We start from the raw sequence: 22,564 nt of genomic DNA on the forward strand, positions 1-22,564 counted from the left end.
GGACCTCGTCGGCAGCCTCACCGTGGGCGAGTGGCTGGACCGGTGGCTCGCGCGCAAGCGCATCCGCGACCTGGTCACGATCTTCAACGCTGCGAGGGCATTTCGGCAACGCCGGAGGGGGTCCCCCCTGGCCCTTAAGGCCTTGGGGGAGTGCGTGCCAGGCCGTGGCCGCCCGGTCAGAGGTCACCCGACAGGCTCTCAGCCGAGGTCCACCTCCGGCTCGTACATGTCCAGCCACATCGCGAGGTCCAGGGTGCGTTCCAGGCCGCGGCGGGACGCCGAGGTGATCCGGGGTGCGTCGTGGTCGGCGACCCGCTGCAGCCGGGCGCGGTCGATGAGGTCGAAGACCCGGTGGGCCGGGCGCGCGAGGAGGTCGTGGGCGTGCTCCTGAAGGGCGACGGCGTACTTGGGGTCCTGGGTCGACGGATAGGGGCTCTTGGTCCGCTCGTACACGGACCGGGGAAGAAGATCCGCGGTTGCTTCGCGCAGCAGGCTCTTCTCCCTGCCGTCGAAGGACTTCAGGGCCCAGGGGGTGTTGTAGACGTACTCGACGAGCCGGTGGTCGCAGAACGGCACCCGGACCTCCAGGCCGACGGCCATGCTGGCGCGGTCCTTGCGGTCGAGCAGGATGCGTACGAACCGCGTCAGGTGGAGATGGCAGATCCTGCGCATGCGGTACTCGAAGTCGCTCTCACCGGCGAGCCGTTCGATGTCGGCGACGGCGGAGTCGTAGCTGTCGCGGATGTACCTCTCCAGGCCGAGGGCCTGGTTCACGTCGTCGCGAAGCATGCCCGCGTCCTCGCCGAAGTGCTCGGCGAACCGCACCAGCCAGGGGAAGGTGTCGGCGCTGCGGGCCTCCTCGTCGAAGAACTGGAGGTAGCCGCCGAAGACCTCGTCGGCCGACTCGCCGGACAGCGCGACGGTTGAGTGTTCGCGGATGGCCCGGAAGAGCAGATAGAGCGAGGCGTCCATGTCGCCGAGGCCCATGGGGATGTCCCGGGCCCGGATCATCCGGGCGCGTACGTCGGGGTCGGCGAGGGTGTTCGGGTCGAGCACGATGTCACGGTGGAGGGTGCCCGCCTGCTCGGCCACGTCGTGTACGAACGGGGTGTCGGGGGTGGTGCGCAGTTCGTCGGCGACGAAGTTCTCGGTGCGTCCGACGAAGTCGACGGCGAAGGTGCGGACCTTCTCGCCGCTCTTTGCGAGCTGCCGGGCGGCGAGCAGGGTGACCGCGGACGAGTCGAGGCCGCCGGAGAGCAGGACGCAGCGGGGTACGTCGGAGACCAGTTGGCGGCGCACGATGTCGTCGAGCAGTGACCGTACGTTGGCGATCGAGGTGTCCCGGTCGTCCGGGTGCGGACGGGTCCTGAGCTGCCAGTAGACGTGCTTGCGCAGGCCGCCGCGGTCCACGGTGACGACCGTGCCGGGCTCCACCTCGTACATGCCGTCCCATACGGCGTGGCCGGGGTTCTTGACGAGGGTGAAGAGCTCCCGGAGCCCGTCGAGAGTCACCCGGGGCCGGGCCACGGGATTGGCGAGGATGGCCTTGGGTTCCGAGCCGAAGAGCACTCCGTCGGGCGTCGGCCAGTAGTAGAAGGGCTTGACGCCCATCCGGTCGCGGATCATGACGAGCCTGTCGTGGCGGCTGTCCCAGAGGGCGAAGGCGTACATGCCGTTGAGCCGTTCGGCGACGGACTCGCCCCACTCCAGATAGCCGTGCAGTACGACCTCGGTGTCCGAGTCGGTGATGAAGCGGTGCCCGCGGGCGGTCAGTTCGGTACGGAGTTCGGTGAAGTTGTACGCCTCACCGGAGTAGACGAGGGCTACTTCCCCCTCGGGTGTGCCGACGGTCATGGGCTGGCGTCCGCCGGGCAGGTCGATGATCGCGAGCCGCCGGTGTCCGAGCCCCACGTGATCGGCGATCCAGGTCCCCCGGTCGTCGGGGCCCCGGCAGGACATGGTCTCCGTCATCGCGTCCAGCGTCGCGACGTCCTCGGCTGCCCGCAGATCACGGTCGAAGGAGACCCAGCCGGTGATGCCACACATACGCGTCCTCCCGATTCGGTCCCGGCCGGGAAAGCGGTCGTACGCACGGTGCCGTCCCCCGGCGGCGTGCCGAAAGCGAAGGCCCGGCAGAACCAGTTGTATTTAGCAGCTATGTAACGAGCCTCTGCCTGCGATTGCGTACGGTCAACACGGTCGTCACATCGACGCAGACCGGCCCCTCATACTTTCGGCCGCCGCTTTTCCCTCCCTGTACGGGGTGCTGCGCTCCGCAGCCCGTCGGGAAAGGCCCGCGGGCGCGGCGGGCAGCCCGAATCGGCCACGGGCAAAGACTTGCCCAATCCGGGGTGGGCCAGTGGAGTGCACCCGGCTGGTCGGCAGATGGTCCGATACCCCACATCGGGCAGATGCGCCTGCCATTCCTCCTTCGAGAGACCGCCCCGGGAGCGTGAGCAGACGGCGGCCGCCCGGGACGGAGCGAGCGGGTAGGTACGCAGGGCGGTGCAGGGGTGGTGACGCGGAGCCGGCACCGGGTATGGCACGCCTGCGTCCCCTGCTCCTCGGCTGCTGCCGACTCCGAGGAGGCGGCTGCGCGCCGACGCTGAGCAGCGCAGATGAAATTGATCGGCACCGCCTGCGGGGGCTGCCCATCAACACGACGCGCAGTCGCGATCGCCCGGGCGGTCCAGGACATCGCCGAGCCGGGAGACGGGCTGCTGTTCATGCAGTCACGCAGACGCGTATGGACGCCGGCCCGGCCGGGCTACTTCCGGTCCCTGTCCGACCGCGCCCTGGAGCAGCCCCCGGTCGCCTCCAGCACACTGTTCGGCAGGGAGTTGCCACCGGACCGGATCCGCGAGCGCATCCTGACCGGCGCACGCGTCATCGCGGTGCGCGACCTGGAGGGCCGGCCGCTGGACGCGAACGCGCGTGAGGCGGTCAAGCGCTCCACCCTCGACGCGTACTTCGAGGAGTGCGCGAGCCGAACGGTCACGCAGGCGCGCATCACCGTGTACGCCAGACCCGGCCACTGCTGAACCACCCCGGCTGAACCGGTCCGGGTGACCGGCCCGGCTGACCGCTCCGTCCGACGGACCCGACCGACTGCTCAGGTTGTGCTGCTCTGCAGGCTGGCCACGACTTACCGCGCAGCGCTCGCCCATGGTGTCTGGCCAGTGCTGGCCACCGCGGCGGGACCGAGTGGGGTTCACAGCTGCTGGTCCAGTACCTTGTTTTGGCGAACATGGACACGATTGAGTGAACGGTGTTCCGGTCTGTGGGTGTGCCTGACTGGGTGTGCGTAACGTGTTTCACGCGATCTGGGACGCCGGGTGTGGTGTCAGCAGTCGGGGCCCCCGTATCACCGGAGTGATGGTTCGGGGCCTCCCCGTCGCCTTTGGCCACACCCACATGGCCAGGTCGTAGGGATTCCGCCCACCTGGGACGGACCGCATACGTGATATGCGTCGCCGCCCAGGACGCGAAAGCGGAGGACCAGTGCGCCCAACACCGTTCGGGGCGTGCCGGTGAGACAGGACTCATGCCTGCTCACTGCCCAGGAACGGTGTACGCCCTCACATCGGGTTGCTCAGGCATCTGGTCACCGGACGGAACCCCGGCCGTGCAGGCCGGGCCGGAGCCCGCCGCTGTGGTGTCCGCGACCGTGGGTACGGACCGGCCCGGGTCCTAGACGCCGTCCTGGCTCAGCATCTCGGCCGTGATCGCCCACCGCTCGTGGTCGCGCCAGGCTCCGTCGATGAAGAGGAAGTCCGGCGAAAACCCCTCCAGGCGGAATCCGGCCCGTTTGACGAGGGCGAGCGAACCCTCGTTGCCGGGCTGGATGTTGGCTTCGAGACGGTGCAGGCCGAGCGGCCCGAAGGCGTACCTCAGGACCAGTCCCAGCCCTTCGCTCATCAGGCCGCGCCCCGACGCATGGGCGAAGGCCCCGTATCCGAGCGCGCCGCAGCGGAACCCGCCGCCGACGATGTTGTTGATGTTGATGAACCCCGCGATCCTGTCACCGGCCCCACCCTCGCCGGCCCCGCTCTCGCCGCCCTCTCGTTCGCAGACCAGGAAGCCCGCCTTTGTGGGGTCTTCGATCAGCCGGCCCGCGTAGGCGGCGTACGCGCGGGCGTCGTCGGGCGGGAAGAGCCAGGGGCTGTGTATGCCCCTGCTCTCCCTCGCACGGGTGGTGAACTCTTCCGCATCCGCTTGGGTGTAGGGGCGGATCGCCGTGCGCCGCCCCTCGGCCAGACAGTGGGTTTCAGACATCCGGCCAGCCTAGGGGTGTCGACCTGGGCCGATCATCCCCTCGGCGCCTCACTCCACCCGGCCGCCGACCACCGGAAGCTCCAGCACACCGGTGTCCTCAGGGGCGCTGACGATCGTGACGGGCTTGATGCCGCGGTTGCCCGAGTAGGCGCTGTCGCTCGCCGCGATCACGAATTCGATCCTGTGCCCCGCCTCGTACCGGTGGACGATGCCCGGCAGTTGCACAGTGAACGAGCGGGTGACGTCGGGTGCGCGCACCGGGGAGACGAGCCGGTTCACCAGTGTCCTCGTACCGTCCGGCGCCACGTCGACCCGGACCGAGGGCGGGAAACAGCACGCGGCACGAAGACCTCCACACCGAGGGCGCCTTACCGACCAGTAAGTAACTGGACCGCGCTCATGCTGTGACACGCGTCACAGTGATGTCAACGCTCGGGGCGGAGTTTCCTGAAGGATGCTCAACTTCTACGCGATTCACGGCCGTTCAGACCAACGCGGGCACCTCGGTGGTGAGCGTGGCGGGACCGCCGCCGGCCGGCGCGTCCAGCACGACAGGCACGCCGAGCGGAATCGTGAGCGCCGTCGGTCCGTGCCCGAAGCCCAGCTCCTCGACAACGGGTACGCCCAGCGGGCCGAGCCGGTCGGCGAGGACCGCCCGCACCTTCTCGTACGGGCCGCACCCCGCCCAGGAACCGCAGGCCACGCCCGCTATCCCGTCGAGCGCCCCGGCCCTCAGCAGTTGGGTGAGGATGCGGTCGATGTTGTACGGGTCCTCGGTGGTGTCCTCGATCACCAGCAGCCCGCCCCGGGCGGACGTCCGGGCGTGCGGGGTGCCGATGTCGGCGGCGAGCAGGCTCACACAGCCGCCGTAGGTGATGCCGCGGGCCCTGCCGGGGACCAGCACCCGCGCCGTGGGCAGGCCGAGGGTGCGTACCGACTCGGGCTCGAACAGGGTGGCCCGCAGGGACTCCTGGGTGTCCGGGTCCTTGAGGAAGGTCTCGGTGCCGGCCATCGGGCCGTGCAGGGTGGCAAGCCCCATGCGCTGGGCGAACGCCTCGTGGAGCACCGTGATGTCGCTGTAGCCGATGAACACCTTGGGCCCGGCCGCGCGCATCGCCGCCCAGTCGACCAGGTCGACCATGCGGTGCACGCCGTACCCGCCGCGGGCACAGATAACCGCGTCGACGGACGGATCGCACCAGGCCTCCTGGAGGTCCCGGGCCCGCGCCTCGTCCGTACCGGCGAGGTAGTCCAACTCCGGGTGCACATCGCGGACATGGGGTGCTTCGACGGGGTCGAGACCCCAGCCGCGCAGTACGTCGAGGCCTGCCTCCAGGCGGTCGGCGGGCACCGGCCCGCTCGGTGACACGACGGCGATCCTGGCACCCGGACGCAGTCGGGCGGGGCGGGTCAGGGGGGCGAGGGTCACTTCTTCAGCTCCAGCCGCGGTACGTCGGGACAGTCGATGCCGAAAGTCTGGCCGTACAGGGAGAGTTCGGCCTCCAGGGCGCGGATCATGGTGTCGGCGCGCCGGAACCCGTGCCCCTCCCCCTCGAAGGTGAGATACGCGTGCGGGATTCCGCGCCCCTCGATCTCGGCCAGGAACCGCTCGCACTGGACGGGCGGGCAGATCGGATCGTCCAGCCCCTGGAGCAGGAGGAAGGGCGTGGTCAGATGGTCGGTGCGGGTGACCGGCGACCGTTCGCGGTAGCGCGCCGGGACTTCGGCGAGCGGGCCCACCAGGGACTCCAGATACTGCGACTCGAAGTCATGGGTCTCATCCGTGCCCCAGCCGGTCAGATCGAGGATCGGGTAGATGATCGTGCCGCAGGCGTAGACATCGGTGCCGGTCAGCGAGGCGGCGGTGGTCCAGCCGCCGGCGCTGCCGCCCCGGACGGCGAGCCGCTGCCGGTCGGCCGTGCCCTCGGCGGCCAGCGCTTCGGCGACGGCCGCGCAGTCCTCGACGTCGACGACGCCCCACTGTTCGCGCAGCCGGTTGCGGTAGGTCCTGCCGTAGCCGGTGGAGCCGCCGTAGTTGACCTCGGCGACGCCGATACCGCGCGAGGTGAAGTAGGCGATCTCCAGGTCGAGGACGAGTGCGGCATGGCCGGTGGGGCCGCCGTGCGCCCAGACCACATAGGGCGGCAGTTCGCCGTCGGGGCCGGTCCGGTCGGGGTTCCGCGGCGGGTAGATGTGGGCGTGGATCTCCCGGCCGTCGGGCCCGGTGAAGGTGCGGTTCTCGGGCTGCGGGTAATAGGCGGGGTCGACGGCGTCCTCGTGGGGTGTGCCGATGATCCGGGTGCGGCCGGTCGCGGTGTCCAGCTCGACGACCTCGTAGGCGCTGTACGGGCTCGCGGCGATGCCGATGATCCGGCTGCCGTGCACGGCGAGCGACTCGGCCCATTCGGTCCAGGGCCCGGCGACGTCGACGAGTTCGCCGGTCTCCGGGTCGAGTATGCCGAGCGTGGTGGTGCCCCGGCCGTGGACGGAGGCGATCAGGCCGTTCTCCAGCGGCCGGAACCAGCTGAGGCCGATCTTCCAGAGCGGTCCGGCGAACTCCTGCTCCCGTGGGCAGAGCGCGACCGCGCCCCGGTGCGGGTCGGCGCGGTACAGGTTCCACCAGCCGCTGCGGTCGCCGGCGAAGAGGAGTTGTCCGTCGGCGCCCCATTCGATCTGCGGCACCGATTCTTCGGGGCCGCCGCCGAAACGGCGGGTGTGGTGGAACGTACCGTCGTCGGCGACGTCCGCGAGCATCACCTCGGTGCCGTCCCACGGCATCCGCGGATGGTCCCAGGCGATCCAGGCCGCGCGTCGCCCGTCGGGCGAGAGCTTCGGTCCGGTGACGAAGCGGCGGCTGTCGTCGGTGAGTTCACGTACCGCGGAGCGGTCGTCGGCCGCCGAGCCATCCAGCGGTACGGCGGCGATCACCCGGCGCAGATCGGTGGGTGCCTCGCCGGTGAACTCCTCCAGGACACACCACACTTCGCCCCGCTCGCCCCGGTCGAGGTGGAGCTGCGGGTCGACCCAGCGCAGTCCGCCGCCGACGGCCGAGACCGGGGTGAGCGGCCAGGGTTCGCCGGGCCCGTCGGGGGTGTATGCGTACAGCCGCTGGTCGGCGAAGTCGACGAAGACGATCAGCGGGCCGCCCTCGGCGCGTGCGGCCCCGGCCCAGGGCTGTCCGCCGTACTCGATGACCCGGCTCCGTACGTTCCACGGAGCGGGCAGGACCGAGGCGCTGGTCCCGTCCGCCCGGCGGCGGATCAGGGCGCGGCGGCCCGCCTCGGCGGGGCGCGGTTCGGTCCACCACACCTCGTCGCCGACCACACCGACGTATTCCGGACGGCCGTCGTTGGAGGCGGCCAGTCGTGCGTCGATCGGTGACGGCCACGTTCCGTGGGCCGCTGTGGACATCATGATCAATTCCCCCCGTACCGGGTCAGGCCGTGCGCAGATAGTGATCGAGGACGCGGACGCCGAAGTGCAGTGCCTCGACGGGGACGCGTTCGTCGACGCCGTGGAACAGCGCCTGGTAGTCGAAGCCGACGGGCAGCTTCAGCGGTGAGAAGCCGTAACCGGTGATGCCGAGCCGGGAGAACTGCTTGGCGTCCGTGCCGCCCGACATGCAGTACGGCACGACGTGGCCGTGCGGGTCGAAGCGTTCGACGGCCGCGCGCAGCTTCGTGAAGGTCGGCGAGTCGACGGGGGCCTGCAGCGGGACCTCGCGGTGGTGGAACTCCCAGTCGACATCGGGTCCGGTCAGCCGGTCCAGGGTGGTGTGGAACTCGTCCTCGCCGCCGGGCACCATCCGGCCGTCGATGAAGGCGGTGGCGTGGCCCGGAATCACATTCACCTTGTACCCGGCCTCCAGCACGGTCGGGTTGGAGCTGTTGCGGACGGTCGGCTCGACCAGGGCGGCGGCCGGTCCGAGCTTGCCGAGCAGTTCGTCCACGTCGAAGCCGGGGGCGTCGAAGTCGGGGCGGATGTCGTGCAGCGCGGCGATCTCGGTGAGCGCGGCGCGCACGGTCGGGGTGAGCCGGACCGGCCATTCGTGCTGGCCGATCCGGGCGACGGCCGCGGCGAGTGCGCTGACCGCGTTGGCCTTGTTGACCTTGGAGCCGTGCCCCGCCTTGCCGTGCGCGGTGAGTTTCAGCCAGGCGGTGCCGCGCTCACCGGCGGCGATCGGGTAGAGCGACATGTCCTGACCGGCGTGGAAGGTGAAGGCGCCGGATTCGCTGATGCCCTCCGTACACCCTTCGAAGAGTTCGGCGTGCCGGTCGGCGAGGAAGCCGGAGCCGTCCTCGGCGCTGGCCTCCTCGTCGGCGGTGTACGCGATCACGATGTCGCGGCGGGGCCGGACACCGGTCCGCGCCCAGGCCCGGACGACGGCCAGGACCATCGCGTCCATGTTCTTCATGTCGATGGCTCCGCGCCCCCAGACCACACCGTCGCGGACCTCCCCGGAGAAGGGGTGCACGGTCCAGTCGCCGGCCTCTGCCGGGACGACGTCGAGGTGGCCGTGGACGAGCAGGGCGTCGGCGGACGGGTCGGTCCCCGCGATCCGGGCCACCACATTGGTGCGCCCCGGGGTGCGTTCCAGCAGGGTGGGTTCCAGTCCGGCGGCGGCGAGCCGCTCGGCGACGTACTCGGCGGCCGGCCGTTCCCGGCAGTCGCCGCCGCCGCGGTTGGTGGTGTCGATCCGGATCAGTTCGGAAGTGAACGTCACCGATTCGTCGAGCGCCCGGTCGTCGACGCTCTCCTGGGGGTCGGCCGCCTCAGCCATACTGTTCCTCCACGGCGGACGACACGATCGTCGTCACCGCCTTGAACGTGCGGATACCTTCGTACATCGTCGCGCTGGTGTAGGCGACGCGCCGTTCACCGCTGGGCGCCACGCCGGGGACCACGGTGGCCGCCGCGGCCAGATGCTCGGCGTCGAACTCCAGCTCGACGGTGAAGGGGCCGCCCTCCACCGGGGTGTGCCGCACGGCGAGCGCGGTCGCGTCCTTGGCCGCCGCTCGGATGTCCGCGGCGGTACGGGCCGGGGTGCGGCACACCGCCGCGTACCGCGACACATAGTCCTTCACGGCGACCTTGCGGGCCTCGGGGGCGTACCCGTCCGCGTCCACGCAGGTCAGGTCGTCGCCGGTGACAAGGACGACGGGAACGCCGTACTCGGCCACGACATGCGCGTTGAGGAGCCCCTCGCTGGCGCGGGCGCCGTTGAGCCAGACCCCGGTGATGGAATTCGCCAGATACGTGTGGGCGAGGACCCCTTCCGCACCGGCGCCCGTGTGGTAGCCGACGAAGGCGATGGCATCGACGTCGCCGTGCTGAATGCCCTCCACCATGGAGAGGGACTTGTGCCTGCCGGTAAGCATCTGGACCCGGTCGTCGAGCTGCTCCAGCAGGAGGTTGCGCATGGACCAGTGGGCCTCGTTGATGAGCACCTCGTCGGCGCCGCCGTCGTAGAAACCGAGCGCCGCCGCGTTCACGTCGGAGGTGAACATGGAACGGCACCGCTCCCACTGCGGGGTGCCCGGCAGCACATCGGCCGGCCACGTCACGCCGGTGGCGCCTTCCATGTCCGCGCTGATCAGGATCTTCATGCGGGCTCACGCTACGCGCCGAAGAACCGCCAGGCCAGAGCCACAGATACGTTCAATGGTCCAGTCCTCCGAAGAGAGCGCGTCCCGCACCCCGAACCGGTGCATTCCGGACGCCGCGCGCCCGGTCGGCGCGCAGGCCCGCTTGCGGCTCCTTGACAGCCCTCCTTCACCAAGACCATGATTCCATTAATTGACTAATGGAATTGAGGCGAAGTGCATGGCAGACGCATTCACTCCGGGCGGCGCGTCCGGCGCATGGGCGCTGGAGGCCCGCGGCCTGGGTAAGCACTACCGTCGCGGCTGGGCGCTGCGCGACTGCTCGTTCCGGCTGCCGGCCGGGCGGATCTGCGGTCTCGTCGGCCCCAACGGGGCTGGGAAGAGCACCCTGTTGGGACTCGCGACCCGGCAGGTGCAGCCGACAGAGGGTGAACTCCACGTCTTCGGCGTGCCGGTGGACGATCCCGCGATGATGCCGAGATTCGCCTTCCTCGGGCAGGACAAACCGCTGTTCAAGCGGTTCACCGTGGCCGAGACGCTGCGTCTGGGCAGCGAGCTCAACCCCGGCTGGGACATGGCCGCGGCGGAGCGGATCGTACGGTCGGGCCAGGTGCCGATGCACGCCCGTGTCGGCACTCTCTCCGGTGGTCAGCGCACCCGTGTCGCGTTCGCGCTCGCCTTCGGCAAGCGGCCCGACCTGCTGCTGCTCGACGAGCCGATGTCCGACCTCGATCCGCTGGCCCGCCACGACATGAGCACCCTCCTGATGTCGGAGGCCGTGGAGCGCGGCACCACGGTGGTGATGTCCTCGCACATGCTGTCCGAGCTGGAGGACATGTGTGACTACCTGCTGGTCCTCGCCGAGGGCAGAATCCGGATGGCGGGCGACGCGGACGCCCTCGTCCCGGCCCACGTGCTGGTCACGGGGCTCGCCACCGGCGGGGACCCGGCCGCCTCGCTGGCTCCCCACACGGTGGTCGAAGCCCGTGTCCAGGGCAGGCAGTTCCACGCGCTGGTGCGACCGAACGGCCCGCTGTCGGGCGACTGGGTGGTCGCCGAACCCAGCCTGGAGGAAGTGCTGCTGGCGCATCTCCGCTCGTCGGACGCACCCCCGTTGTTCACACCCGGTGCCCGTATCGAGGCCGAAGGGATCCACACCTCATGAGCGCCACTCCGACCGAGACGCCCCGAACCGGACGGGCGCCCGGACCCCGTCTGCTGCACGGGCTGAACTGGCTCGTCGTACGTCAGCACCGGGCCGCGCTGCTCACCGTGCTCGCCGCGACGGTCCTCGGCTCGATCTGGATCGCGTATCAGCGCGGCCGGATGGGCCAGACGCTCGAAGCCGCGGGCTGGCCGGAGAAGGAGCTGGCGCAGCCGACATTCGCCTCGACGGGACTCGGTCTCACCGTCACGGCCCTGAGCTCGCTGCCCGTGATCCTCGCCGTCTTCCTCGGCGCCCCGCTGATCGCGGGCGATCAGGAGCACGGCACCGCGCAGCTGGTCACCACCCAGTCCGTGTCCCGCCGTCGCTGGCTGACGACAAAGATCGTCTGGTGCTACGCGGCCGTGGTCGTGTCCGGCACGGTGCTCTCGGCGTTCTTCACCTGGTGGTGGAAGCCCTACCGTTCGGTGTTCCCCAGCCTGTGGCCGCAGGGGCCGGTCTTCGACAACACCGGTCCGGTACTCCCCGCGCTCTGCCTCTTCCTGACCGCCGCCGGCATCACCATCGGCATGCTGCTGCGCCGAGTCCTCGCGTCCATGTTGGTCACGTTCGTCTTCGCCGCGATCGTCGAGGTCGTCTGGGGCGAGATGCGCGTACGCCTCGCGCCGTCACGCATGCTCACCTACCCGCTCAACGGCGACATGCCCGCACGGCTGAACGAGTCGCACGAGCTGGACCGCTGGATCGGCTCCGCCGACGGCCATCTCTACGGCTGGGGGCTGTGCGCCAAGACCACCGAAGCGGCCTCGGACGCCTGCATCAAGGAGCACGGCATCGTCAACAACGTCGTCGAGTACCTCGGTTACGACCAGATGCCGTCCATGCAGTGGACCGGGGCAGGCATCCTGCTCGCGGCCACCGCCGTGCTCACCGTGTTCACCCTGTGGCGGGTGTCCCGGGGCCCCCTTTAGGACAAACCGCCGCAGGTACGTATCGTTTCGGCAGTTCAAAGGGAGGTGATGACGGTGGTCGTATTCCGAATCGACAGACGCAGCGGAGTGGCGACGTACCTCCAGATCGTGCGACAGGTCGAACAGGCGCTGCGGATGGGTGCCCTGGAGGAGGGCGACCGGCTGCCCACGGCCGCGCAGGTCGCGGCGGAGACCAAGGTCAACCCGAACACGACCCTCAAGGCGTACCGCGAGCTGGAACGCGCGGGCCTGGCCGAGGTCCGGCAGGGGGCGGGCACCTTCATCACCCGTTCCCTCGCCCCGGCCCAGGAGGGCCCCGACTCCCCGTTGCGCGCCTCGCTCGCCCAGTGGCTGGACGAGGCACGGTCTCAGGGGCTCAGCGGCCAGGAGGCCACCGCCCTGTTCCGCTCGGCCTTTGCGGCGGTGTATCCGTCCGAGACGGACGGCTGAGGGGCGGTTTCGTACTCCTCGCACCGAGGAGTACGAAACCGCGTTCAGCCCAGTGCCGGATAGTCGCCCGTGGCACCGTCGGTCCGTTCGCGCAGCAGGTCCGCGTGGCCGTTGTGGCGGGCGTACTCCTGGATCATCACCAGGTACACCCAGCGAAGGCTGACGAGCCTGCCACGGGTCGTCGACATGAATGTCTCGTCGAGACCGCGCCCCGAAACGGCGGCCTGGCACGCCTCGACCTCGGCGCGGTACGCGGCGAAGTCGCGTTCCGCGTACGCGGCGTCGACGCCGTCGATGCCTTCGTCCCCGTCATCGGGACCGCTGAAGACGTCACCGATCGGTTCACCCGAGAAACTCCGCCGGAACCACCAGCGTTCGATCTCCGCCATGTGCCGTACCAGGCCGAGGAGAGTGAGGTTCGACGGTTCGGCGGCGGTGTGCGCCAGCTGCGCCGGATCGAGTCCGGCGCACTTGGTGAGCAGCGTCTCCCTGTGCCATCGGAGCCAGCCTTCCAGCATGGCTCGCTCGTCCGCGGTGCTCGGGACGTTCAGCTGGTCGCCGTCGGCTGTCGTACGTTCGATGCGGGGTGCCGTCCATGTCATGGCAGCCATCCTCACACCGGTCGCGACGCGGCTGGAGGAATACGAGAGGGCCGTGCTCTTTGACGACTTCGGCGACTGGGGGACGGAAAGGGCGGCGTGGGGCGTACGGGGCGCCGCCTCAAGAGGGCACCCCGTACGCCGCCGCCTCACGTCGCGTTCAGAGCCACCGTCGGGTGGAGACGGGAGGCGCGGATCGCCGGATAGAGGCCCGCGACCACGCCGATCAGGAGGGTGGCGGCCAGGCCGCCCGCCAGGGACCAGAGCGGGACCACCGCCGTCCACCCCTGGACCCGCGCGAAGCCGTACGTCGCCGCCGCGCCGAGCAGCGCGCCCGTCGCCCCGCCCAGCGCCGACAGCAGCAGCGACTCGGTCAGGAACTGGAGCCGGATCGCATTGCGGGTCGCGCCCAGCGAGCGGCGCAGCCCGATCTCCTGGCGGCGCTCCAGGACGGAGATGACCATGGTGTTGGCGACGCCCACACCGCCGACCAGGAGGGCCACCGCGCCCAGGCCGAGCATCAGGGTCGTCAGTCCCTCGTCGGTGGCGGCCTTGGCGGCCAGCGCGTCCGAGGGGCGGGAGACCTTGACGCTCCCCTCGTTGCCGGGGCTGATGGTGCGGGCCAGGATGGCCCGTACGTCCTCCACCGAGGCGTCCGTGGAGCGCTCGAAGATGGTGGTGGGGTGGCCGTCGAAGCCGAAGTAACGCTCGGCGGCGGGGAATCCGACCATGGCAACCCGGTCCAGGTTGGGGACCAGTTCGAGCGGTTTGAGGATGCCGACGACGACAACGCGCGTGTCGTTCATCATGATCGTCTCGCCGGTGCGGGTGATGCCGAGGCGGTCCGCCGCCACCGCGCCCAGGACCGTCGTCGGGAGGCGTTCGCCGACCGGATTCAGCCAGACGCCCTTGTCGACCTCGCCGCCGAGCGCGGACAACAGGTCGATGCGGGCCGCCTGGGTGGTGACGCCGGCGGTGCGCTCCTCGGGTACCACGTCGCTGCGGCGGATGCGGGCGTCGACGTCGGCGGTGGCCGTGGCGTGCTGCACCGGGCCGACGCGCTCGACCATCGCGACCGCGTTCTTGGGGAGCTTGATCGGCTGCCCCATGGCGTCCTCACCCGCCTCGGCGGTGAGGAGGTTGGTGCCGAGGCGGTCGAGCTGGGCCATCAGGTCCGCGCGGCTCGACTCGGACAGGCCGACGACCGCGACCATGGTCGCGATACCGATGGCGATGCCGAGCGCCGAGAGCACCACGCGCGCGCGACGCGCGCGAAGGCCGACCGCACCGACGCGGAGGATGTCGCGGGGGGAGAGACGGGAGGGCTTGAGGTCGTTTTTCATGAACCGACCTCTGCCGTACGGGAGGCGGAGCACGCGCCGGAACGTGAGTCCGAGACGATCTCGCCGTCCTTGAAGCGGACCCGGCGCGGCAGCGAGTCCGCGATCTCGTTGTCGTGGGTGATCACGCAGATGGTGGTGCCGGACGCGTTCAGCTCGTGCAGCAGCTCCATGACGATCTCGCCGGACGCGGTGTCCAGCGCCCCGGTCGGTTCGTCCGCCAGCAGCAGCCGTGGGTCTCCCACCAGGGCGCGGGCGATGGCCACGCGCTGCTTCTCGCCGCCGGACAGCTCGTTCGGCGTGTGCGAGTAGCGGTGGTCCAGTCGCACCTTGGCGAGCGCTTCCCGCGCACGCGCGCGCCGTTCCCTCAGCGGGACGCCCGCGTACAGCAGCCCGTCGGCGACGTTGTCCACCGCGTCACGCCCCGCCGCCAGGTGGAAGTGCTGGAACACGAAGCCGATGTGGCGGGCGCGCAGCACGGAGAGCCGGGAGTCGGAGAGCTCGGACACGTCGTACCCTGCGACCCGGACGGTGCCCGTGGTGGGCTTGTCGAGGGTGCCCATGACGTTGAGCATCGTGGACTTGCCGGAGCCGGACGGGCCGACGACGGCGACCAGTTCGCCCTCCTCGACGGTGAGGTTCACTCCGCGCAGGGCGTGGACGCCCCCGGGGTAGGACTTGGTGGCGTCCCGCAGTTCGATCACCGGGGCCGACGTCATGACTTCGCCACTCCGACCTTGATGCCCTCGTGCACGTCCGGGCCGCTGACCTCGATCTGCCCGTCGGTGGTCATGCCCGTCTCCACCCGCACCATCTTCGAGGTGGCGCCCTGGACCACTTGGAGGCCGTAGCCGCCGTTCTCGCCACGCAGGGCGACGACCGCCTCGACGGGGACCGCGAGGACTCCCTTGCGCGCCTCGCTGACGAACTTCACGCTCGCCGACGCCTTGGCGTCCTCGCCGGACGCGGCGCTCACCCCGCCGTCCAGGACGACCTCGACGGTGATGCCGTTCTGCGCGGCATCGCTCTCCCCGGCAGACGCCTCGGGGCGCACCGTCCGGGCCACCTTGCCGGTCGCGGTCTTCCCGCTCGGCAGGGTGACCTCGACCTCGGTGCCCCGGGAGGTGAGCGCGCCGTCGCCCTGGTCGAGCTGCGCGCGGACGACCGGCGTGGTCGAGGCGACCGTCAGTACGGACGTGTCCGGGCCGACCTGGTCGGCGAGCGCCGCGTCCGCGGTGACGACCTTGACCCGGTCGGGCTGGAAGACGACATCTCCCCTGCCGACCTTGCCGGTGGTCTCACGGTTCAGCGACTTCTGCCACTGCTTGACGGCGGCCTCGGTGTCCTCGTCGTACCGCGCGTCGACGTAGAGATTCGCTCCGTACCCCAGGTCGCGCAGATTGCGCTCCAGCTGGAGCACGTCGCTGCCCCGATCGCCCGCCTTCATCTCGCGGAACATCGGGACCGGCCCGTAGAGGAGGGTGACAGGCTTGTCGTTCAGCTCGTACAGTGCCTGCCCCATAGTCAGCGTCTTCCCCTCGGAAGCGGCCACCGTGACGGTGCCCTCGACGGCGGACTTGACTGCGCGGCGCTGCGCGAAGTCGAGCTTGCCGTCGACCGTCTTGGACTGCACGAGGTCGGTGCGTACGACGGTCGCGGTGGCGGGCGGCAGGTTGCCGCTCCTCCCGGAGACGCCCGCGTCGCCGCCGTCGCCGAGGAACAGGACTCCCCCGGTGACGGCGGCGGCGACGGTCACCGCGCCGAGCGCGAGGATGGTGCGGCGCTTCACTGCATGCCGTCCAGACCGTCGAGCAGCTTCGACTTGCACGCCTCGCGGGCCTGCTTGTACGACGGCGACTTCGTGTCGATGGACGGGGACGCCGGGTTCGGGTCGCCGCCCGGCTGGGCGTTGCCGCCGCTCATGGTCGGGTTGGTGAACGTGGAGACGCCGTTGTCCCGCATGCACTTGGCGTGCGTGAGCATCGACTCGTAGTCCTTCTGCTGGTCGCGCTTGGGCTCGGCCGTCATGGCGGCCTGCAACTCGGGGACGCAGACACCGTCCTTGCCGCCCTTGATGCCCTCGTTGCGGCCGGGCTGGGAGCCGATCTCGTCGACCTTCGTCCAGTCGAGGTGCCCGCTGAGCTTGGGGTCGGGGAAGTCCTTGTAGCCGCCCTTGACGCGCATGCACTGGACGTACTTCATCTGGGCGTCGTAGAAGGCGCTCTTGCCCGCGGGCTGGGTGTTCGGCTTGCTCTCGCCCTTCGCGGCGCTCGCGGCCGGCGAGTCCGGTACGTCGGCGATCGCGTCGTCCTTCTTCGCTCCGCCGGCGCTGCCGTCACCGCCTCCGCAGGCGACGGAGAAGGCGAGTACGGGCACGGCCACAAGGGTGGCCATGCGCAGCCGGGCGGTGGTTCGGGGGTTCGTCCTGAGGAAGCTCATGCGCTTCACGTTCGCCGCCGCAGATGATGGCCCGTCCATGGCCACATGATGGGAACGTAACAATGCCCCCGACCTGCGCGTTCGCCCCCAGCCGGAGTAGGCGGAAACGGTCCCCGTGTGCCCATAATCGGCCCCATGCCGCATGTACTGCTCATCGAGGACGACGCGTCCGTACGGGACGGAATGGAGCTCGTGCTGCGCCGTCACGGGTACGGCGTGGACACTGCCGCCACCGGCGAGCAGGCCCTTGCCCTGCTGGCCGGGGAGCGGGGCGCGCGGGTCGAGCTGGCCGTACTGGACCTGATGCTGCCCGGCATGGACGGCTTCGAGGTGTGCCGCCGCATCCGCGCCCGCTCGGCGACCCTGCCGGTCATCATGCTGACCGCACGCGGCGACGACTCGGACATCGTGACGGGCCTGGAGGCGGGCGCCGACGACTACGTCGTCAAGCCGGTCACCGCGCCCGTCCTGGAGGCCCGCATCCGGGCCGCCCTGCGCCGTGCGGAGCCGTCGCCGTCCGGGTCCGCTGCCGGGCAGGCGGACGGCACCCCCGACCTCGGGGGCCTGCGTATCGACCGCGCCGGGCTGACCGTCACCAAGAACGGCACACCGGTCGCGCTGCCGCCCACCGAACTGCGGCTGCTGCTGGAGCTGTCGGCCTCCCCCGGCCGGGTCTTCAGCCGCGAGCAGCTCCTCGAATCCGTCTGGGACCACACCTACCTGGGCGACTCCCGGCTGGTGGACGCGGCGGTCGGACGGCTGCGGGCCAAGCTCGAGGACGTACCGGCGAAGCCGCGGTACGTACAGACGGTGCGGGGCTTCGGCTACCGCTTCGGGCCACTGTGAACCGTACGGACGAAGGCAAGCGCGGCGCCGCCTCGAAGCGGCGCTCCCGGCGGCTCGTCGGCGGGCTGCGCGTCCGGCTCGTCGTCACCTTCGTCGTCGTCGCGCTGATCAGCGCGGTGACCTCGACCGCCCTCGCCTACCGGGACGCCCGTACCGCCGTCCTCCAGCGCGCCCAGAACGCGGCCGTGAACGACTTCCGGGAGCGGGTCGGCGCGGTGGCCGCCGACTTCGACGTACCGCCCGACCAGCAGTCGCTGTCCCGGTTCGCGGCGAAGGTGTCGGAGGGCATCGGCGGAAAGATCGTGGTCGCCCGCTACCAGGACCTCACCGCGGTCTCCGACTCGCTCGCCGAGACGGAGGGCCGGATCACCGTCGAGCTGCGCAGCGCCGTCATGACCGGCGACGACGCCAAGTTCCAGCGGGTGCAGTGGCACGGCGATCCCTACCTGGTCGTCGGCACGCCTGTCACGTACGCCGACGGGGACCACCGCACCTCCGATCTGGAGGTCTTCGCGATCACCGATCTGCGGGCCGAGCGCGACGACACCGCTGCCCTGCTGGACTCCGTACGGACGGGCATCGTGCCGGTGGTGCTGCTGGCCGCCGTCCTGGCGCTGCTGGCCGCGGGGACGGTCCTTCGTCCGGTACGGAAGCTGGGCCGGGCCACCCGCGAGCTCGCGGCCGGAGACCTCGGCAGCCGGGTCGCCGTCACCGGGCACGACGAACTCGCCGACCTGGCGGCGACGTTCAACGAGACCGCCGACGCGCTCCAGGTTTCCGACGCGGAACTGCGCGAGCAGGAGGCGAAGGCACGCCGCTTCGTGGCGGACGTGTCGCACGAACTGCGCACGCCCCTTGCGGCGATGACGATGGTGGCGACCGTCCTGGAGGAGGACGCCGACCAGCTGCCGCCGGACGCCGCGCGGGCGGCCCGTACCGTCGGCGCGGAGACGGCACGGCTGTCCCGGCTGGTCGAGGACCTGATGGAGATCTCCCGCTTCGACGCCAAGGCGGTACGGCTGAACGCGGCCGAGACGGACCTCGCCGACACCGTACGGGCGTCGCTGGCGCTGCGCGGCTGGACGGACCGGGTGCAGACACACCTCCATGAGGGCGTACGGGCGGTGGTCGACCGGCGCCGCATCGACGTGATCGTCGCGAACCTGGTGGGCAACGCGCTGCGGCACGGAGCCCCGCCGGTCACCGTGACCCTCAAGACAGCCCTCGATGCGGACGGGGAGTGGGTGACGCTGGAGGTCGCCGACCACGGTCCCGGGCTGCCGCCGGGGGCTCGGGAGCGGGTCTTCGACCGGTTCTACAAGGCGGACGCGGCCCGCACGCGTGGCGCGGCCGACGACAGCGGACAGGGCAGTGGTCTCGGCACGGCGATCGCGCTGGAGAACGCGCGGCTGCACGGCGGCACGATCGACGTGGCCGACGTGGCCGATGGACCGCAGCGCGGCGCGGTGTTCACGCTGCGGCTGCCCCTGCGACGTACAGGAGAGGGGACGGAGTGAAGGTCCGGCAGGGGATCGTGGTCGCCGCGCTGGGGATCGCCCTCATGGGCTGCGGCGTCCAGCCGACCGGAGTGATAGGCGCGGGCGAGCCCGCGTCCGGGCTGACGCGCGGCATGCGGCTGTACTTCGCGTCCGACAGCGGACTGCGCGGGGTGCCCCTGCTCGACAGGGAGGTCAAGGACCTCAACGCGGTGGTGAAGCTGCTCGCCGCAGGGCCTTCGCCCGCCGAGCAGCGCGACGGGCTCACCTCTCTCGTCCAGCAGCTCGGCGCCTACTCGGTGACCGGAACGGGCACCCGCGTCACGGTGCACCTCGACGGCCCCTACGCGGAGTCGGGACGCGACCAGGGCACGGGCCAGCTGGTGTGCACGCTGGCGCGCGCCCAGTCCGTACTCGACCCGAAGGTCAGGACCGACGACGTCGAAGTCACCCTGCGGCCGTCCGAAGGCGCCGCGCTGGGCCCCTACCGGTGTACGGAGTTCCTCAACACATGAGGCGGGCAAGTGAGTTCACGGCGGCGTTCCGGGTGAGCGGCCGCGCCGCAAGTCCACACCGTCCCGTACAGCGCCATCAGTAAGCCGATACCGACGCCAGCGAGCAGCATGTTCGTCGCGTGGCGCCGGGCCAGGCCGAAGCCGGTCGGCCACTCGCCGTCGAATGTGCCGTCCTTGGCCCAGCGCCGGAACCGGGTGCGCAAAGTGGTCCAGGAGCCGTACCGATCGGGCACGTCCCGGAACGGCCCCGCTGCGGCGCCGGGCCGGCCGGTGAAGTCGTCGGCCGGCCCGATCCTCGGAACGGTCAGTCCTCGTGGCCCAGTTGGAGGTCGCGTTCGGTCCGTCCGCCACCCGCGACCTGGAGGACGGTGGCCACCGGCGGATACCCGGCCGCGATCACCGTGTACTCACCGGTGGACAGGTCCACGAACCGGAATGCGCCGTCGGGCCCGGTGGTGAGCGTGTCGACCACATTGCCCGCCGCGTCCAGGAGCGTGACCCGGGCGTCCTCGACGGGCCGGCCACCGCTGGCCCGTACGACGCCGCGCAGCACCGCTCCGCCTGCGAGTTCGATGTCCTGCCGGGTCTCCCTGGCCGCCTGCACGCTCACGGGCAGCGCGGCGGGCCGGAAGGCGGGCGCGCTGGCGGCGAGGGTGTACTCGCCGGCCACCAACTCCGTGATCACATAGCCGCCTTCGCGGCCGCTGCGGGTGGACGCGACCACTTCGCCGCGTACATCGGTGAGGGTGACGGCGGCGTCGCGCACCGGGATGCCGTCGGCGGTGACGACGGTCCCGGCAAGGCGTCCCGCACCGCCGAGCACCACATCGAGCTCGACGGGCCGTTCGCCCACGGTGACGCTGACGGCCTGCGGCTGGTGGCCGCCGGCCGCGGCGATGAGGACGTACGAGCCGGCGCCGGGCACGCTCAGCGCGTACCGCCCGTCGTCCCCGCTCGCGCCCCGTCCGACCTGCTGTCCCTGGACGTCGATGAGGGTGAGGGCGGCGCGCGGAACCTTCGTACCGTCGGGGTGCTGGACGCTGCCGCACACCGGCACACCCGACAGGTACACGGGCGGCGGCGGAGCGGCGGTGGTGCGGGCGGCGGGGATCGGTGCGGACTCGGCGGCGGTTTCGGGGCTGTGATGGGACACCAGCGGTTTCTCCTTGAGGAAGAAGGCGAAGAACAGGCCGAGCGCGAGCACCGGCACGAGGTAGAGGAAGATCCGCGGCATCGCGTCGGCGTATGCCTGGATGTAACTGTCGCGCAGCGCGGGCTCCATGGCATGGACCAGCTGCGGGGTGATCGACTCGGGGTCGGGGAGGTCGGCACCGGACGGCAGACGGACGGCGAGCGCGTCCGCGAGGCGCCCCGCGAAGAGCGTCCCGAAGACGGCGGCGCCGACGCTGCCGCCGATCTGCCGGAAGTAGTTGTTGGCACTGGTGGCGGCGCCGAGGTCGGCAGGCTCCACGGAGTTCTGCACGGCAAGCACGAGTACCGGCATGACCAGGCCGATCCCGATGCCGAGCACGGCCTGCGCGATGCTGTATTCGAACCGCGGGGTGTCGGTTTCGAGCCGGGATAGCAGCCACATGCCGACCACCGAGACGGCGCCGCCGAGAATCGGATGGACGCGGTAGCGGCCTGTGCGGGAGATCAGCTGACCGGAGACGACGGACGCGCCGACGATGCCGCCCATCATCGGGAGCATCAGCAGCCCGGATTCGGTGGCCGTGGCGCCGTCGACCATCTGCAGGAACGTCGGCAGATAGCTGGCGGCGCCGAACAGTGCGACCCCGACGACCGCGCCGACGAGCGCGGTGACATTGAAGATCGAGTCACGGAACAGCCGCAGCGGAATGATCGGTGCGGCCGCCCGGTGCTCGACGACGACGAACAGCAGGGCCGTTCCGGCGGCTCCGGCGGCCAGCCCCAGAATGGTGCGCGATCCCCAGGCGTACTCCGTACCGCCCCAGCTGGTCAGCAGCACCAGGCAGGTGGAGGCGGCCGCGAGCAGCAGCGCGCCGAGGATGTCGAGGCGGGGCCGGACGGTGGGCCTGGGGAGTTTCAGTACGACGGTGATGACGGCGAGGGTGATCAGGCCGAACGGGACGTTGATGTAGAAACACCAGCGCCAGGAGGCATGGTCGGTGAAGAAGCCGCCGAGCAGCGGGCCCGCGACGGAGGCGAGGCCGAAGGCCGCGCCGATGAGCCCCATGAACCGGCCGCGTTCCCGGGGCGGTACGACATCCGCGATGATCGCCTGGACACCGATCATGAGCCCGCCGCCGCCGATGCCCTGGACGGCACGGAAGGCGATCAGTTCGTCCATGGTGCGGGACCAGCCGGCCAGCGCGGAGCCGATGACGAAGACGACGATGGCGAACTGGAAGACGCCCTTGCGGCCGAAGAGGTCGCCGAGCTTTCCGTAGATCGGCAGGCCGATGGTGGAGGCGAGGAGGTACGCGGTGACGGCCCAGGACATCTTCTCCAGGCCGTGCAGCTCGCCGACGATCTTCGGCAGTGCGGTGGCGACGATCATCTGGTCGAGCGCCGCGAGCAGAAGCGTGAGCATCAGCCCGAGGAAGACCAGCCGGATGTGGCGGGGGGTGGTCTCCGGTACGGCGGAAGGCGCGATGGCTGCGGCTTCTTCCGTCCCTTCCGTCCCTTTCGCGACAGGGAGCGGCGAGGGCGGCGTGGTCGCCGCCTCGGCGGCCCCCGCACCGCTCGGCTCGTCCTCCAACAGAGTGATCCCACCCACCACGTGCCGCTCCCCTCGTCGCATCTGCGCCGCCCATTTCTCGCATTGCGCGACAAGGGAGGGCAAACGCAACGGGGGGCGCTGACGGCGCACTTGGGGGGCTT

At 70.7% G+C, this 22,564-nt stretch carries 20 protein-coding genes and 1 pseudogene; 7 read left to right on the top strand and 14 right to left on the bottom strand.

All coding sequences use genetic code 11. The annotated features are described in order from the left end of the window. Positions 1-198 precede the first annotated feature (198 nt). Positions 199-2,046: an asparagine synthase (glutamine-hydrolyzing) gene (gene asnB / locus OG953_RS07950; protein ID WP_405683226.1), complete on the bottom strand. Its 1,848-nt coding sequence runs from the start codon at positions 2,044-2,046 to the stop codon at positions 199-201. 572 nt (positions 2,047-2,618) lie between these two features. On the opposite strand from asnB, the gene OG953_RS07955 reads away from it, so the two are divergent. Further along, positions 2,619-3,041, top strand: a complete 423-nt coding sequence (locus OG953_RS07955) for a hypothetical protein (RefSeq protein WP_405683227.1) — start codon at positions 2,619-2,621, stop codon at positions 3,039-3,041. 649 nt (positions 3,042-3,690) lie between these two features. Here OG953_RS07955 and OG953_RS07960 read toward each other — a convergent pair. The 6 genes and pseudogenes from OG953_RS07960 to OG953_RS07985 form a co-directional block, all read right to left on the bottom strand. Further along, positions 3,691-4,275 carry a GNAT family N-acetyltransferase gene (locus OG953_RS07960; RefSeq protein ID WP_405683228.1) on the bottom strand — a complete coding sequence of 195 codons (585 nt, stop codon included), beginning with the start codon at positions 4,273-4,275 and terminating at the stop codon, positions 3,691-3,693. Between the two features lie 48 nt (positions 4,276-4,323). Further along, positions 4,324-4,584 (bottom strand): annotated as a pseudogene (locus OG953_RS07965) (peptidase S15); the annotation flags it as partial. 175 nt (positions 4,585-4,759) lie between these two features. After that, positions 4,760-5,704, bottom strand: coding sequence for an LD-carboxypeptidase (locus OG953_RS07970; RefSeq protein WP_405683229.1), 945 nt, complete (start codon positions 5,702-5,704; stop codon positions 4,760-4,762). Next, a complete protein-coding gene (locus tag OG953_RS07975; protein ID WP_405683230.1) occupies positions 5,701-7,689 on the bottom strand; it encodes a prolyl oligopeptidase family serine peptidase in 1,989 nt (662 codons plus the stop codon). Before OG953_RS07975 ends, OG953_RS07970 begins: the two co-directional genes overlap by 4 nt. 22 nt (positions 7,690-7,711) lie before the next feature. After that, positions 7,712-9,055, bottom strand: a complete 1,344-nt coding sequence (locus OG953_RS07980; protein WP_405683231.1) for a M20/M25/M40 family metallo-hydrolase — start codon at positions 9,053-9,055, stop codon at positions 7,712-7,714. Continuing rightward, entirely contained in the window at positions 9,048-9,881 is an 834-nt protein-coding gene (locus tag OG953_RS07985) for a M55 family metallopeptidase (protein ID WP_405683232.1), read from the bottom strand. The genes OG953_RS07980 and OG953_RS07985 overlap by 8 nt, the downstream gene beginning before the upstream one ends. Positions 9,882-10,098: 217 nt before the next feature. On the opposite strand from OG953_RS07985, the gene OG953_RS07990 reads away from it, so the two are divergent. The 3 genes from OG953_RS07990 to OG953_RS08000 are packed head-to-tail and all read left to right on the top strand — an operon-like array spanning position 10,099 to position 12,464. After that, on the top strand, positions 10,099-11,043 hold the full coding sequence (locus tag OG953_RS07990; RefSeq protein ID WP_405683233.1) for an ABC transporter ATP-binding protein: 945 nt from the start codon (positions 10,099-10,101) through the stop codon (positions 11,041-11,043). After that, a complete protein-coding gene (locus OG953_RS07995; RefSeq protein WP_405683234.1) occupies positions 11,040-12,014 on the top strand; it encodes an ABC transporter permease subunit in 975 nt (324 codons plus the stop codon). The genes OG953_RS07990 and OG953_RS07995 overlap by 4 nt, the downstream gene beginning before the upstream one ends. Before the next feature lie 48 nt (positions 12,015-12,062). Then, entirely contained in the window at positions 12,063-12,464 is a 402-nt protein-coding gene (locus OG953_RS08000; RefSeq protein ID WP_405683235.1) for a GntR family transcriptional regulator, read from the top strand. 44 nt (positions 12,465-12,508) lie between these two features. Here OG953_RS08000 and OG953_RS08005 read toward each other — a convergent pair whose 3' ends face one another. From OG953_RS08005 to OG953_RS08025, 5 genes are all read right to left on the bottom strand, one after another. Beyond that, positions 12,509-13,066, bottom strand: coding sequence for a DinB family protein (locus OG953_RS08005; RefSeq protein ID WP_405683236.1), 558 nt, complete (start codon positions 13,064-13,066; stop codon positions 12,509-12,511). Positions 13,067-13,212: 146 nt separating this feature from the next. Then, positions 13,213-14,406 (bottom strand): ABC transporter permease, encoded by a 1,194-nt coding sequence (locus OG953_RS08010; protein WP_405683237.1) that lies wholly within the window; start codon positions 14,404-14,406, stop codon positions 13,213-13,215. Beyond that, a complete protein-coding gene (locus OG953_RS08015) occupies positions 14,403-15,122 on the bottom strand; it encodes an ABC transporter ATP-binding protein (protein ID WP_405683238.1) in 720 nt (239 codons plus the stop codon). Before OG953_RS08015 ends, OG953_RS08010 begins: the two co-directional genes overlap by 4 nt. Continuing rightward, positions 15,119-16,192, bottom strand: coding sequence for a peptidoglycan-binding protein (locus OG953_RS08020; RefSeq protein WP_405683239.1), 1,074 nt, complete (start codon positions 16,190-16,192; stop codon positions 15,119-15,121). Before OG953_RS08020 ends, OG953_RS08015 begins: the two co-directional genes overlap by 4 nt. Continuing rightward, positions 16,189-16,842 (bottom strand): hypothetical protein, encoded by a 654-nt coding sequence (locus tag OG953_RS08025; RefSeq protein ID WP_405683240.1) that lies wholly within the window; start codon positions 16,840-16,842, stop codon positions 16,189-16,191. Before OG953_RS08025 ends, OG953_RS08020 begins: the two co-directional genes overlap by 4 nt. A gap of 135 nt (positions 16,843-16,977) precedes the next feature. Here OG953_RS08025 and OG953_RS08030 point away from each other — a divergent pair, with 135 nt between their 5' ends. Genes OG953_RS08030 through OG953_RS08040 form a run of 3 tightly spaced genes read left to right on the top strand, consistent with a single transcriptional unit; the run spans position 16,978 to position 19,699 of the window. After that, on the top strand, positions 16,978-17,688 hold the full coding sequence (locus OG953_RS08030) for a response regulator (protein WP_405683241.1): 711 nt from the start codon (positions 16,978-16,980) through the stop codon (positions 17,686-17,688). After that, positions 17,685-19,205, top strand: coding sequence for an ATP-binding protein (locus OG953_RS08035; protein WP_405683242.1), 1,521 nt, complete (start codon positions 17,685-17,687; stop codon positions 19,203-19,205). Before OG953_RS08030 ends, OG953_RS08035 begins: the two co-directional genes overlap by 4 nt. A 44-nt stretch (positions 19,206-19,249) precedes the next feature. Further along, entirely contained in the window at positions 19,250-19,699 is a 450-nt protein-coding gene (locus OG953_RS08040) for a hypothetical protein (protein ID WP_405691713.1), read from the top strand. On the opposite strand, the gene OG953_RS08045 is transcribed toward OG953_RS08040, so the two are convergent. Both OG953_RS08045 and OG953_RS08050 read right to left on the bottom strand, forming a co-directional pair. Next, positions 19,669-19,932 carry a hypothetical protein gene (locus OG953_RS08045; RefSeq protein WP_405683243.1) on the bottom strand — a complete coding sequence of 88 codons (264 nt, stop codon included), beginning with the start codon at positions 19,930-19,932 and terminating at the stop codon, positions 19,669-19,671. The genes OG953_RS08040 and OG953_RS08045 overlap by 31 nt on opposite strands. 71 nt (positions 19,933-20,003) lie before the next feature. Further along, the gene (locus tag OG953_RS08050) at positions 20,004-22,463 is read right to left on the bottom strand and encodes an MFS transporter (RefSeq protein WP_405683244.1); all 2,460 of its coding nucleotides are present in this window, start codon (positions 22,461-22,463) and stop codon (positions 20,004-20,006) included. Positions 22,464-22,564: the final 101 nt, after the last annotated feature.

This window comes from Streptomyces sp. NBC_00057, from assembly GCF_045041165.1.
In the GTDB taxonomy this organism is placed as follows: domain Bacteria; phylum Actinomycetota; class Actinomycetes; order Streptomycetales; family Streptomycetaceae; genus Streptomyces.